This window comes from Bacteroides sp. D22, from assembly GCF_000163675.1.
In the GTDB taxonomy this organism is placed as follows: domain Bacteria; phylum Bacteroidota; class Bacteroidia; order Bacteroidales; family Bacteroidaceae; genus Bacteroides; species Bacteroides xylanisolvens.
The window spans coordinates 183,380-197,100 of sequence record NZ_GG774804.1; the positions used below are offsets into that span (position 1 = coordinate 183,380).

The 13,721-nt window shown below is 43.2% G+C and carries 8 protein-coding genes; 6 read left to right on the forward strand and 2 right to left on the reverse strand.

Annotated features, from left to right (window positions below; translation table 11 throughout):
* The first annotated feature begins 111 nt into the window (after positions 1-111).
* The 6 genes from HMPREF0106_RS13795 to HMPREF0106_RS13770 all read left to right on the forward strand — a co-directional run bounded on the left by HMPREF0106_RS13795 (position 112) and on the right by HMPREF0106_RS13770 (position 11,694).
* A complete protein-coding gene (locus tag HMPREF0106_RS13795) occupies positions 112-2,448 on the forward strand; it encodes a beta-galactosidase (RefSeq protein WP_009039806.1) in 2,337 nt (778 codons plus the stop codon).
* A gap of 23 nt (positions 2,449-2,471) precedes the next feature.
* The gene (locus HMPREF0106_RS13790) at positions 2,472-3,449 is read left to right on the forward strand and encodes a glycoside hydrolase family 43 protein (RefSeq protein WP_009039807.1); all 978 of its coding nucleotides are present in this window, start codon (positions 2,472-2,474) and stop codon (positions 3,447-3,449) included.
* A 377-nt stretch (positions 3,450-3,826) separates the two neighbouring features.
* Positions 3,827-6,292: an alpha-L-arabinofuranosidase C-terminal domain-containing protein gene (locus HMPREF0106_RS13785; protein WP_009039808.1), complete on the forward strand. Its 2,466-nt coding sequence runs from the start codon at positions 3,827-3,829 to the stop codon at positions 6,290-6,292.
* A gap of 36 nt (positions 6,293-6,328) precedes the next feature.
* A complete protein-coding gene (locus HMPREF0106_RS13780) occupies positions 6,329-8,278 on the forward strand; it encodes a glycoside hydrolase family 97 protein (protein WP_032851296.1) in 1,950 nt (649 codons plus the stop codon).
* Between the two features lie 1,065 nt (positions 8,279-9,343).
* Positions 9,344-10,384: a glycoside hydrolase family 43 protein gene (locus HMPREF0106_RS13775; RefSeq protein ID WP_009039810.1), complete on the forward strand. Its 1,041-nt coding sequence runs from the start codon at positions 9,344-9,346 to the stop codon at positions 10,382-10,384.
* 14 nt (positions 10,385-10,398) lie between these two features.
* Positions 10,399-11,694, forward strand: coding sequence for a BNR repeat-containing protein (locus HMPREF0106_RS13770; RefSeq protein WP_009039811.1), 1,296 nt, complete (start codon positions 10,399-10,401; stop codon positions 11,692-11,694).
* A 63-nt stretch (positions 11,695-11,757) separates the two neighbouring features.
* On the opposite strand, the gene HMPREF0106_RS13765 is transcribed toward HMPREF0106_RS13770, so the two are convergent.
* Positions 11,758-12,774, reverse strand: coding sequence for a GNAT family N-acetyltransferase (locus HMPREF0106_RS13765; protein ID WP_032851281.1), 1,017 nt, complete (start codon positions 12,772-12,774; stop codon positions 11,758-11,760).
* Positions 12,775-12,787: 13 nt separating this feature from the next.
* Positions 12,788-13,705, reverse strand: a complete 918-nt coding sequence (locus HMPREF0106_RS13760; protein WP_004305058.1) for a DUF2156 domain-containing protein — start codon at positions 13,703-13,705, stop codon at positions 12,788-12,790.
* Positions 13,706-13,721 lie beyond the last annotated feature (16 nt).

Genomic DNA, 13,721 nt, shown 5'->3' on the forward strand with positions numbered 1-13,721 from the left:
CGTCTATTTTGCTTTATTTCTAACCCTTTTTGAATGATAATTATCCCCTCCTTTTTAGGTGAATCGCCTACCTTTGCCGTATACTATTAAAATTCTATTTTTGAATAAACCATGAAAAACAAAATTATTGCTTTACTGGTACTTTTTACAGTTATTCTCTTTAGTAGTGCACAGGCGCAAACCACTGCCCACAAATTTGAGGCGGGCAAGAACACATTCCTGCTTGATGGAAAACCATTTGTAGTGAAGGCGGCTGAATTGCATTACACCCGTATCCCACAGGCTTACTGGAGTCATCGCATAGAGATGTGCAAAGCATTGGGAATGAATACGATTTGCATTTATATTTTCTGGAATATCCACGAACAGGAAGAAGGAAAGTTCGACTTCTCCGGGCAGAATGATATTGCCGCTTTCTGTAAACTTGCGCAGCAACATGGAATGTACGTCATTGTCCGTCCCGGTCCGTATGTGTGTGCGGAATGGGAGATGGGAGGACTTCCCTGGTGGCTGTTAAAGAAAAAAGACGTAGCTTTGCGCACGCTTGATCCTTATTACATGGAACGGGTAGGCATTTTTATGAAAGAAGTCGGTAAGCAACTGGCTCCGTTGCAAGTGAATAAAGGAGGAAATATTATCATGGTTCAGGTGGAGAACGAGTATGGCTCTTACGGAACCGATAAACCATACGTTTCTGCCGTGCGTGATTTGGTACGTGAATCCGGTTTTACCGATGTGCCTCTGTTTCAATGTGACTGGAGCAGTAACTTTACCAATAATGCACTCGACGATTTGATTTGGACTGTGAATTTCGGAACTGGAGCTAATATCGACCAGCAGTTTAAGAAACTGAAAGAACTTCGTCCCGAAACTCCATTGATGTGTAGTGAGTTCTGGAGCGGATGGTTCGACCATTGGGGACGGAAACACGAAACACGTCCTGCAAAAGATATGGTACAGGGCATCAAGGATATGCTCGACCGGAATATCTCTTTCAGTCTCTATATGACTCACGGAGGAACGACTTTTGGTCATTGGGGAGGTGCAAACAACCCTGCTTATTCCGCTATGTGCAGTTCGTACGATTATGACGCTCCGATCAGTGAAGCTGGATGGACCACCGAAAAGTTTTTCTTGCTTCGCGATTTATTGAAAAATTATCTTCCGGCCGGTGAATCATTGCCTGAAGTCCCCGCCGCTTTGCCTGTTATTGAGATTCCTGAAATTCATTTTAATAAAGTGGCTCCACTATTCTCGAATTTGCCGGAAGCCAAACAAACAGTGGATATTCAACCGATGGAACAATTCAATCAAGGATGGGGAACTATTCTGTATCGGACCACACTGCCTGAAGCAACCCTCGCAGGAACCGTTTTGAAGATTACGGAAGTGCACGACTGGGCGCAAATCTATGCCGACGGCAAACTTCTGGCGCGTTTGGACCGTCGTAAAGGAGAATTTACTACGACTTTGCCCGCACTGAAAAAAGGTACGCAACTGGATATTCTGGTGGAAGCAATGGGACGTGTCAACTTTGACAAATCCATTCACGACCGCAAAGGTATCACGGAAAAGGTGGAACTAGTTTCGGGTAATCAGACTAAGGAATTGAAAAACTGGACTGTGTACAACTTCCCGGTAGATTATTCTTTTATTAAAGACAAGAAATATAACGATACAAAAATACTACCGGCTATGCCTGCTTACTACAAGAGCACTTTTAAACTGGATAAAGTAGGAGATACATTTCTGGATATGAGCACATGGGGTAAAGGTATGGTTTGGGTGAACGGTCATGCAATGGGACGTTTCTGGGAAATCGGTCCGCAACAGACCCTCTTTATGCCGGGTTGCTGGCTCAAAGAAGGAGAGAATGAAATTCTCGTATTGGATTTGAAAGGTCCTGCCAAGGCTTCTATCAAAGGCTTGAAGAAACCTATTCTTGATGTGCTTCGTGAAAAAGCTCCCGAAACACACCGCAAGGATGGAGAAAAACTGAAACTGGCAGGTGAGAAAGTAACACACGAAGGTGCTTTCACTCCGGGCAACGGCTGGCAGGAAGTACGATTTGCTGCTCCAGTGAAAGGACGTTATTTCTGTTTGGAAGCGCTTTCTCCGCAAGCAAATAATAACATCGCGGCAGTAGCAGAGTTCGATGTCCTGGGAGCTAATGGCAAACCGGTATCTCGTGAACATTGGAAGATTCGTTATGCCGATAGCGAAGAAACGCGTAGCGGCAACCGTACAGCCGACAAAATATTTGATTTGCAGGAATCTACTTTCTGGATGACTGTGGATAATGTCCCTTATCCTCATCAACTGGTGATTGACTTGAGTAAAGTGGAAACAGTGACCGGCTTCCGCTATCTGCCCCGTGCCGAAAAAGAATATCCGGGCATGATTAAAGAATATCGGGTGTATGTGAAATCTGCTGACTTTAATTACTAAACTATTGATGTACAAGCATTGAAATGATAATAGATATGAAAAAAAATATAATCCTTTTCGCACTCCTCTTTGTAGGAGTGTTGACTGGATATTGCCAACAATCTGCCTACCTGTTTGTTTATTTCACCGGCAATCGCATGAGTGAAGAAGCCGTCAGGATGGCTGTTAGTCTCGACGGATATAATTATAAAGCCTTGAATGGAAATCAACCGGTACTTGATTCCCGGGTGATTAGTTCAACAGGCGGAGTGCGCGATCCCCATATTTTACGTTGTGAAGACGGGAAGACGTTTTATATGGTAGTTACAGATATGGTATCTGCTAATGGATGGAGTTCTAATCGCGCCATGGTATTGCTGAAATCGAAAGACCTTGTACACTGGACTTCCAATATCGTGAATATCCAGAAGAAATATCCCGATCAGGAAAACCTGAAACGTGTGTGGGCGCCACAAACGATTTATGACAAGGAGGCCGGAAAATACATGATCTATTGGTCCATGCAACATGGCAATGGCCCGGACATCATTTATTATGCTTATGCTAACAAGGATTTTACCGATATAGAAGGAGAACCGAAACCGCTGTTTCTTCCGAAAAACGAAAAGTCATGTATTGACGGCGACATCATTTATAAAGGCGGGCTTTATCACTTGTTCTATAAAACGGAAGGGAATGGAAATGGCATTAAGAAGGCTACTACTTCCTCTCTGACCTCCGGACAGTGGACGGAATCAGATGACTATAAGCAGCAGACGAAGGATGCAGTAGAGGGTGCGGGCATCTTTCCATTGATTGGCTCGGATAAGTATATCTTGATGTACGATGTGTATATGAAAGGCAAATACCAGTTTACGGAAAGTGCTGATTTGGAACACTTCAAAGTGATTGACCATGCCGTTAGTATGGATTTCCATCCACGCCACGGTACTGTTATTCCAATTACTCAAAAAGAATTGCAACGCCTTTTCAAGGCGTATGGTAAACCGGAAGGTTTCTGATCTAAAGGAGGAAGGTCAAAACCCATCTAAATTAGAAATCATCCTCGCCACAGCTTCTTGTCGCGAAGATGATTTCGTTGAAAGGAAATTTGGGCACCTCTCATCTACAAATTCAATGAATTTCAAGCGGGTAGTCTTCATTTACAGATAAATACATTTACTCTTTCGTCTTTTTTTGAGTTATTAAGATAAGGTGGATTCACTAGTGTAATCCAGGAAAATAGTATACGATATTGGAAAAAGTGTATATTTTACCCTTGTTTACTTGTTTCTTATATATTTTTAAGTGTAAAACAACCAATTATAGCTTGAAATATATCAGTTAGAATAATGAAAATCTTAACTTTGCGATTGATAATCTTAATGCAATAGATACCATGAGAAAATTATTCCTGTTTTTAGTTGTCTTGTTTTTGTCGTTTCAGCAAGTCACTTTAGCTGCAATCAAAGAAATGACGAGTACCCCCGATTCGGTTTATCTCTTTTCCTTCGCTACTTCCGGAGACGACGGACGTAGCGGGCTTCGTTTTGCCTGGAGCATGGATAAGGAAAACTGGTTTGAAGTCGGCCGGAACTACGGATATCTCCGGTGTGATTACAGCCGTTGGGGATCACAGAAGAAAATGCTCGACCCTTATTTGAAACAGTCGCCCGCTGGCGAATGGATATGTACCTGGAAATTGAATGATCGTGATGGATACGGTCAGGCCACTTCTAAAGACTTGATAAACTGGACCAGCCAGAAATATCCCCGTACTACTTCCGATTTTGACGGAACAAGAGTGAAAGCCGTAGTTGCCGGAGAGGAGCAGAAAGGAACTATCAACCGGGTAGCATGGACTTTGGTAGGTGGATTAAATAAGAATTATGGCTGGAATCAATATCGGAACTCATTGCATGAAGAGCGTCCGGTGCAGGATGGAGAACGTTTTGCCGGTTTGAAGCCTGTAAATGCAATGGTCACCGTACAGCCCGAACGTGCCAAAGCCATCAGCGATGTCTTGTTGGGTGCTTTCTTTGAAGATATTAATTATTCGGCAGACGGAGGACTCTATGCAGAGCTGATCCAGAACCGTGATTTCGAATACGACCCTTCAGACAGGGAAGGGGATAAGAACTGGAATAGTACTCATTCCTGGACATTGAAAGGAGATAAAACCACTTTTGCCATTAACACTAGCGATCCTATTCATGCCAATAATCCGCATTATGCCGTATTGAATGTAGAACGACCGGGAGCCGCGTTAGAAAATACAGGCTTTGATGGTATCGCGCTGAATGTCGGAGAGAAATATGATTTTTCCATATTCGCAAGGGTTCCGCAGGGGCAATCAAACAAATTGCAGGTTCGTTTGGTAGATGGAGAAGGAAATATATGTGGAGAGACTTCTCTGACTGTATCTTCCCGCCAATGGAAAACGTATAAAACAGTGATTACTGCCAAAGTAACCGCAGATACTCGTCTCGAAATCATTCCCCAATCTGCTGGAGAATTGAATCTGGATATGGTTTCCCTGTTTCCGCAGCATACATTTAAAGGACGCAAGAACGGACTCCGCAAGGATCTGGCTCAAGTGTTAGCTGACATTCATCCCCGTTTCATCCGTTTTCCCGGTGGCTGTGTGGCTCATGGTGATGGTCTGAAGAATATCTATCAATGGAAAAACACAGTCGGTCCGTTAGAAGCAAGAAAGGCGCAACGTAACCTTTGGGGGTATCATCAAAGCATGGGACTGGGATATTTTGAATATTTCCAATTCTGCGAAGATATTGGCGCAGAACCGCTTCCGGTATTGGCAGCCGGTGTTCCTTGCCAGAACTCTGCCTGTCACGGTGACTTGAGAGGCGGACAGCAAGGCGGTATCCCAATGAGCGAAATGGGGGCTTATATTCAGGATATTCTTGATTTGATAGAATGGGCAAATGGCGACGCTAAGAAGACAAAGTGGGGAAAGGTACGTGCCGAAGCAGGCCATCCGAAACCTTTCAACCTGAAATACATCGGTATCGGAAATGAAGATCTCATCACCGATATCTTCGAAGAACGTTTTACAATGATATTTAATGCCATCAAAGAAAAATATCCGGAAATGATCGTTGTAGGTACAGTAGGACCGTTCAATGAAGGTACAGACTACGTAGAAGGATGGAAACTGGCCGACAAACTGGGTGTGCCGATGGTGGACGAACATTATTATCAGACTCCGGGATGGTTCCTGAACAATCAGGATTTCTACGATAAATATGACCGTTCGAAAAAGACAAAAGTATATCTGGGCGAATATGCGACTCATATCCCGGGACGAAAAGCGAATATCGAAACTGCACTGACGGAAGCTCTTTATCTTGCTGCCTTGGAACGCAATGGAGACGTTGTACACATGACTTCCTATGCTCCTCTTCTCGCCAAAGAAGGACATACCCAATGGAATCCGGATTTGATTTACTTCAATAACCGGGAAGTGAAACCTACTACCGGATATTATGTGCAGAAACTCTACGGACAGAATGCCGGAAACGAATATTTGCCGTCGAAAATCACTTTGGATAATAAAGACGATAAAGTGCAGAAACGTTTTGCTTCTTCCATTGTCCGCGATTCGGCAAGTGGAGATGTGATTGTGAAGTTGGTCAACTTACTTCCAGTAGAGGTTAATACTCATGTCGACCTTTCCGGAATCGGTGCGGTACAGCCTTCTGCAAAGAGAACCGTACTGACCGGCAAACCGGCAGATACTCCGCTACCTGTTGAAGATACGGTGGAAGTGGCAGAAAAGTTTGAATGCCAATTGTCTGCCTACTCTTTTACGGTGATCCGGATAAAAAAGGCAAATGAGAAATAACAGGAAATAAATGAAGAACATAATAACATGAATAATATGAAGAAGATAATAAGCACTCTACTGGTGGCTGGTTGCTGTCTGACTTCGCTGATGGCACAAGACGTGGTCGTGAAAGGACCGGATGAAAAACTGCAATTGGTTGTCTTTACTTCCCCTGCCGAAAAGCCAAGTTATTCCATTACCTATAATGGGAAAACCATGCTGGAGAAATCACCTTTGGGTATGAACACGAATATCGGTGACTTTGCTAAAGGAATGAAACTGACAGGGCATACGGTCACCCCGATTGATACCGTCTATCGTCAGGATCGTATTAAAACCTCACAAGTGCATTATCAGGCAAACGAGCTGAACTGTCAATTTGAGAATCCGAAAGGACAGAAAATAGACGTTGTCTTTCGTGTCAGCAACAATGATGTAGCTTTCTGTTATACCCTGCCGCGTCAGGATGGAAAAGGAAGTGTAACGGTGACTGCCGAAGAAACCGGTTTCCGTTTTCCGCAACAGACTACTACTTTCTTGTGTCCGCAAAGCGATGCCATGATAGGATGGAAGCGTACAAAACCCAGTTATGAGGAAGAATACAAGGCAGATGCTCCGATGAGTGACCGTTCCCAGTACGGGCATGGTTACACATTCCCTTGCCTGTTCCGTATCGGTGACGATGGTTGGGTGCTGGTTAGCGAGACAGGAGTGGACAGTCGATATTGCGGCTCACGTTTAAGCGATGTGAGCGAAGGTAATCTGTATACGATTGCTTTCCCGATGGCAGAAGAAAATAATGGCAACGGAACGGTTGCTCCAGCATTTGCCTTGCCGGGAGCCACTCCCTGGCGTACCATAACTGTTGGCGAAACTTTGAAACCGATTGTGGAAACAACTGTTACGTGGGATGTCGTGCGTCCTCTTTATGAAACAAAATATGACTACCGTTTCGGACGTGGCACATGGAGCTGGATTCTTTGGCAGGATGGTAGTATCAACTATGACGATCAGGTGCGATATATTGATTTTGCTGCGGCAATGGGATATGAGTATGCGTTGATTGATAACTGGTGGGATACGAACATCGGTCGCGACCGCATGAAGTCTTTGGTAGAATACGCACGTAGTAAAGGCGTGGAACTCTTCTTATGGTATAGCTCTTCCGGTTATTGGAATGATATTGAGCAAGGACCGGTTAATCACATGGACAACGCCATTATCCGCAAACGCGAGATGAAATGGTTGCAGAGTCTCGGAGTAAAAGGCATTAAAGTCGATTTCTTTGGTGGCGACAAGCAAGAAACGATGCGCCTGTATGAAGAAATCTTGAGTGATGCCGACGATCACGGCCTGATGGTGATCTTCCACGGTTGTACAATCCCTCGCGGATGGGAACGCATGTATCCGAATTATGTAGGTAGTGAAGCCGTACTGGCATCCGAGAATATGGTATTCAACCAGCACTTCTGCGATAAAGAGGCTTTCAATGCTTGTCTGCATCCGTTTATCCGCAATACGGTGGGTAGCATGGAATTTGGCGGCTGTTTCCTGAACAAACGGCTGAACCGCAACAATGACGGAGGAACTACGCGTCGCACTACTGATATATTTCAATTAGCCACTACCGTGTTATTCCAGAATCCGGTACAGAACTTTGCACTTGCCCCCAACAACCTGAAAGATGTTTCCCCTGTTTGCATGGACTATATGAAAACGATTCCTACCACGTGGGATGAGACGTGTTTCATTGACGGATATCCGGGGAAATATGTAGTCTTGGCACGTCGTCACGGTGGCACTTGGTATGTGGCGGCCATTAATGCAGGAAAAGAAACATTGAAGTTGAAACTGGATTTAGAGATGTTTGCCGGAAAAACAGTTTCTCTGTATAAGGATGATAAAAAAGGAGCACCACAGCTAGTGCCGTTGAAAGTAAAAGAGAACGGTAAAGTACAGCTGGAGATTCTTCCGCAGGGAGGTGCTGTATTGGTAAACAAATAGATGATAGTGCTACCGTTTGTTGTGGGATCATGTGGCAATGATTGTTCGGTAAAAGTTTGATAGAATCAATATTTATAGCATAATTTATGTAGCACTTTTTATGCTACACAAATTGTGCTATGAATAATTGCTTGAATATAAACAATATAGACTGCTTTCTTTATTCTTTGAATGAAATCATATTTGAGAAATGTTTCGTGGATATAATTCATTCAGTTGTGGTTGCAGACATTGCCTTACGCTGGTATACTAAAATAATCATATTCAAGAAAAGACCCTTCACCTTTCACAATGCCCTGTTCATCGTCATTAGCGGGTGAAGGGCTGGCTTTCACCTTCCTTTCACCTTTCTACCCTGGCTTTTACAGCTGTCTAGTCTGCTAAATCTTTTATCTATAGCTGGCAGGAGAAGTATTAATAGATGGCTTCCAGACTATTATAAGAAAACTTCTTTTCTATAAGGGATAAACTTCCTTTGTATAGGACCCAAACTTTCTTTGCATTATAAGAAAACTATAAATGCAAGCTTTGATTATATAAATGAAACTTCCATTTATATAATTGCAAGTTTTGTTTTTATAAACGCAACTTTCATTTATAGATTGCATTTATTGAAAAGTAAGTTTACATACTGGTAATAGGAAGTTTACCTATAATCAAAAGAAAGTTTGTTATTAATGAAAGAGAGGGTAGTTAGTAATGGATAAGGAAGCAGGTCAGGTATGTTTTCAGAAGCATAGATAGAGAAGTGCCATATAGGATTAGGAAACCGGATTATCAGAAAAGCATTTTATGTGTATATATAAATGACCTGCTCGACCAGAAAATCACTTTGTGTTGAAATCGGGTAGGTTCTTTTTATTGAGTGAACTGATAGGTGAAATCCCTATCCCTATCGTATTATATGGTAAACGCGGGCTAAAATCGAAGTGCAAATGCTCTGTAATATCGTGCATTTAGCGGAGAATGATTGTTTTTTAGTCCTTTTTTGACACATAAGTGTACCTTTATATTTAATGTATCATCTATCTTTGTAAACAAGAAATCTTATTTAATATCATGAATATGAATAGACATTGCAGAATAATCAAGTGTATATTATCAGGAGTCGTTTGCGCGTTGTTATTGCCTGTATCAATGCAGGCACAGAAGAACATGGCGTTTATCCCCGGACAAGTGTGGAATGATACGGATGGAAATCCGATCAATGCCCATGGTGGCGGACTTCTTTATCACAATGGTACTTACTATTGGTATGGTGAATACAAGAAAGGAAAAACGATTTTGCCGGACTGGGCTACGTGGGAGTGTTATCGTACAGACGTGACCGGAGTAGGTTGTTACTCTTCTAAAGACTTGCTGAATTGGAAATTTGAAGGAATTGTGCTTCCGGCAGTCAAAGACGATCCGAATCATGACCTGCATCCGTCCAAAGTGTTGGAACGTCCGAAAGTCATCTTTAATAAGAAGACCGGTAAGTTTGTAATGTGGGCACATGTGGAAAGTGCCGATTACAGTAAGGCTTGTGCCGGAGTGGCAGTTGCCGATTCTCCTGTCGGGCCGTTCGTCTATCAGGGAAGTTTCCGTCCGAACAATGCGATGAGCCGCGACCAGACAGTTTTTGTGGATGATGACGGACGTGCTTATCAGTTCTATTCTTCGGAAAATAATGAAACCATGTATATTAGTCTTTTAACTGATGATTATCTGAAACCCAGCGGACGGTTTACTCGTAATTTCGTCAAAGAGTCTCGTGAAGCTCCGGCTGTGTTTAAATATAATGGTAAATACTATATGTTAAGCTCCGGTTGCACAGGCTGGGATCCGAATGTGGCCGAAATAGCAGTGGCCGATTCTATTATGGGAACGTGGAAAACGATCGGTAATCCTTGTACGGGACCGGATGCGGATAAAACGTTTTACGCGCAGAGTACTTACGTTCAGCCTGTTATCGGAAAGAAGGACGCATACATCGCTATGTTCGACCGCTGGAAAAAGAAAGACTTGGAAGACTCACGCTATGTATGGCTGCCTGTACTTGTAAAAGACGGAAAGATAACAATTCCCTGGCATGAAAAATGGACTCTTTCCATCTTTGACAAATAAAAAAGAAGATAAGCATGAAACGGATATTACTACTACTTTGCGGAATAATACTTGTTCCTACTCTTGTCTGTTCCCAGCGTTTGGTGGAAGTAGGAAAGGGATATAGCTGTACTTCGGTCAATACGACGGTCTTTCGGAATAACTCGCTGGTGACGCACGGTGAGGAACAATATATCAGTTATTACGATAACGACGGCTATCTGATACTTGGAAAACGGAAACTGGATTCGAAACAATGGACTTTACACCGTACCCAATATCAGGGAAATGTAAAGGATGCTCATAATGTAATCAGTATGATGGTGGATGGAGAAGGTTACATACACGTGTCTTTCGATCATCATGGACATAAACTGAATTATTGCCGGAGCATTGCTCCCGGTTCTCTGAAACTGGGAGATAAAATACCGATGACCGGAGTTGACGAAGGAAATGTCACCTATCCGGAGTTTTATTCTTTATCCGGAGGAGATTTACTGTTTGTTTACCGTTCCGGTTTTTCCGGTCGTGGCAACTTGGTGATGAACCGTTATTCGCTGAAAGAACATAAATGGACTCGTGTGCAGGATATACTGATTGATGGAGAAAATAAACGGAATGCTTATTGGCAAATGTATGTCGATGAGAAAGGAACCATCCATCTTTCGTGGGTGTGGCGCGAAAGCTGGCATGTGGAAACAAACCATGATATATGTTATGCCCGTTCGTTTGATAATGGAGTGACTTGGTATAAATCAAGTGGAGAGCAATATGAACTTCCTATCCGATTGTCTAATGCAGAGTATGCCTGTCGTTTGCCTCAAAACTGTGAGTTGATTAATCAGACAAGTATGAGTGCCGATGCAGAAGGAAATCCGTATATAGCTACTTATTGGCGGGACTCCGATAGTGACGTGCCCCAATACCGTATCGTCTGGAATGACGGGAAAGTATGGCATCAACGGCAGATCACAGATCGCAAAACACCTTTTACCTTGAAGGGTGGCGGTACGAAAATGATACCTATTGCCCGTCCGCGTATTGTGGTAGAGGGTGGGGAAGTCTTTTATATTTTCCGCGACGAAGAACGGGGAAGCCGTGTATCGATGGTACATGCGTCCGACGTCGGCATTAGTAAATGGACGATAACGGATTTGACCGACTTTTCCGTGGATGCCTGGGAACCGTCTCATGATACGGAACTCTGGAAGAAACAGCGGAAGCTCCATCTCTTTGTGCAACACACCCGTCAGGGAGATGGTGAACGTACAGCGGAAATTGACCCTCAAATGGTATATGTATTAGAAACAGATATGAATATAAATAAGTAAAGATATGAAGGAATTATCTGCAACTCTTTTTTCGTACTCTTCCTAGGTGGTGTAATTCGTGTCTTAATTCATCATCAAGCTCATATATGGCTTTAACGGCTGGAGTATTCTATCGGTTAGTTCGCTAATATTCATCTGTATATGCGCACCGGGCAGCCGCTCGGTACTATACATGCACTTCCCTTTACACAGATAATAATAACCGTTATTTACCGACAGTTGTTTATCCGATAATTCCAGCTGCATTTCATCTTCGGGAAAAGCTGCGGCATAGATTTGCAGCACTTCTTTGGCATTGATGATACGTGCCATGCCCAACGGATGTTGAGGCTGTTGATCTTCGGGAGGTAAGAGTTGAACCATGCGCTTATATCCGGTGTGTTGCCTGATAGCATACAATAGGCTATATTCCACATCTTTATCTTCAGCGCAAAGCTCATTGATAATGATATGTTTGTCTCCTTTATATATAATAGTCACCCCCTTGATTTCGTTTTCTTGTCTGGCTACAAATAAGTATCCTCCGCTGATGGCAAGATCAGTCATAATAACCTGAAAGTCTTCCAGCGTGTGCTGAATACAGCAAGCCCGTTCGGAAAGCTTCTTATTCAAATAAGAATAGATCTCCTCCTGAAACTCTGATACCACACTGACCGCTATCTCTTTAGCAGGAATAAATTCCGGCAAAACGATCTCTTTAGTTGAATACTTGAATACGGAAGCATATCCCATGCGGGCATAATAGTCGAACAACCAGGGCTCTGCCGGTATCAATGTACTGAAATGTACTCCATTCCGCAGCATCCGGGCGAAAGACTGTGATAAGAGCTCTCGCATAACCCCTTTGCTTCGGAAATCGGGATGCGTACAGGCTCCTGAAATATAGGAAGTCTGCACTGTTTCTCCGCCGAAAGTCATCGGATAAGGAAGCATCTGAAGCGCAGAGATTACCTCATCGCCACTTTGGATGGCGACATTCACCTCTGTTTTATAGCGCAGTCTGAAGTACATTTCAACGAATTCTTCACTATCGTCAAAACAGATTTTCCACAATGCTTTTACTTGCTCCTTTATCATCATATTTATAATGGATTTACCATTTTACCATATTCATGGGATGCTCTTTGAGGCAAGCCATATATTTTTCTAGAATCGTTGCCGGCTGGTAAGACAGTTTGGCTTTGCGTAAACCCTCAATACCTAAATCCTCTTCCCGGTTGATATAAATATATTGTTCGGGAATCCGGTTGGCAAATTCATAATTAATCATGGCATACGCACCTTCAATACTGGTATCCGCTTTTTCTACATGTACGCCGAATGTTTCATGATTGATAGGCATACCGAATGTGAATGCGACGATTTTACCGTTCACATGCAAGATACCTCCCGTCAGTCCGAGTGCCTCGAAGTTGTGGAGAGCATAAATCAGGGCGCGACGTTCGTTGCCTGTCCCCTCCTGTTGGTCACAATTATTCACTTTACACCACTCTGCTTCCAGATCCAGACATTCCTGAATACGGTCCGGGGTAATCGGTGTGTATTCGTAATCCGGATAAGTGTTGCGGAACCGGTTGATATGATTTCTTTTCGCCTGGAATTTCTTCCCTTTCAGCGTAGAAAGATCACTTCTCAAATAAATATAATCCGCATAGTCGCGGTCTTCTGTGAAAGTGAACTGTTCCGGAAGGATAGCTTCGAGATCAGCGCGCATATTGCTGCACACTCCCAGCATACAGAAATGCTGGTTCTCTTTGCGGGCATCTTCTATCAGTTCCCACAATACTGCTTTCAAATCTCCTGTGCCTACGGGCATCATATAAGCGAGTTGTTCTCCCGCCCAGAACTTGAATACCAGAAAGTTGTCGACCACTGCGAATTGAGTGTCGTATAAGAACCTCCAGCTGCAAAGATTGGAGAATGAAAGATCGCAATTGCGGCGATCACTTTTCATCGTGAATGAGGTGATTGTGTCTTTGTCTGCTAATGTGATATCTTTAAATGGAATCATAAAATTGCTTTTTGCG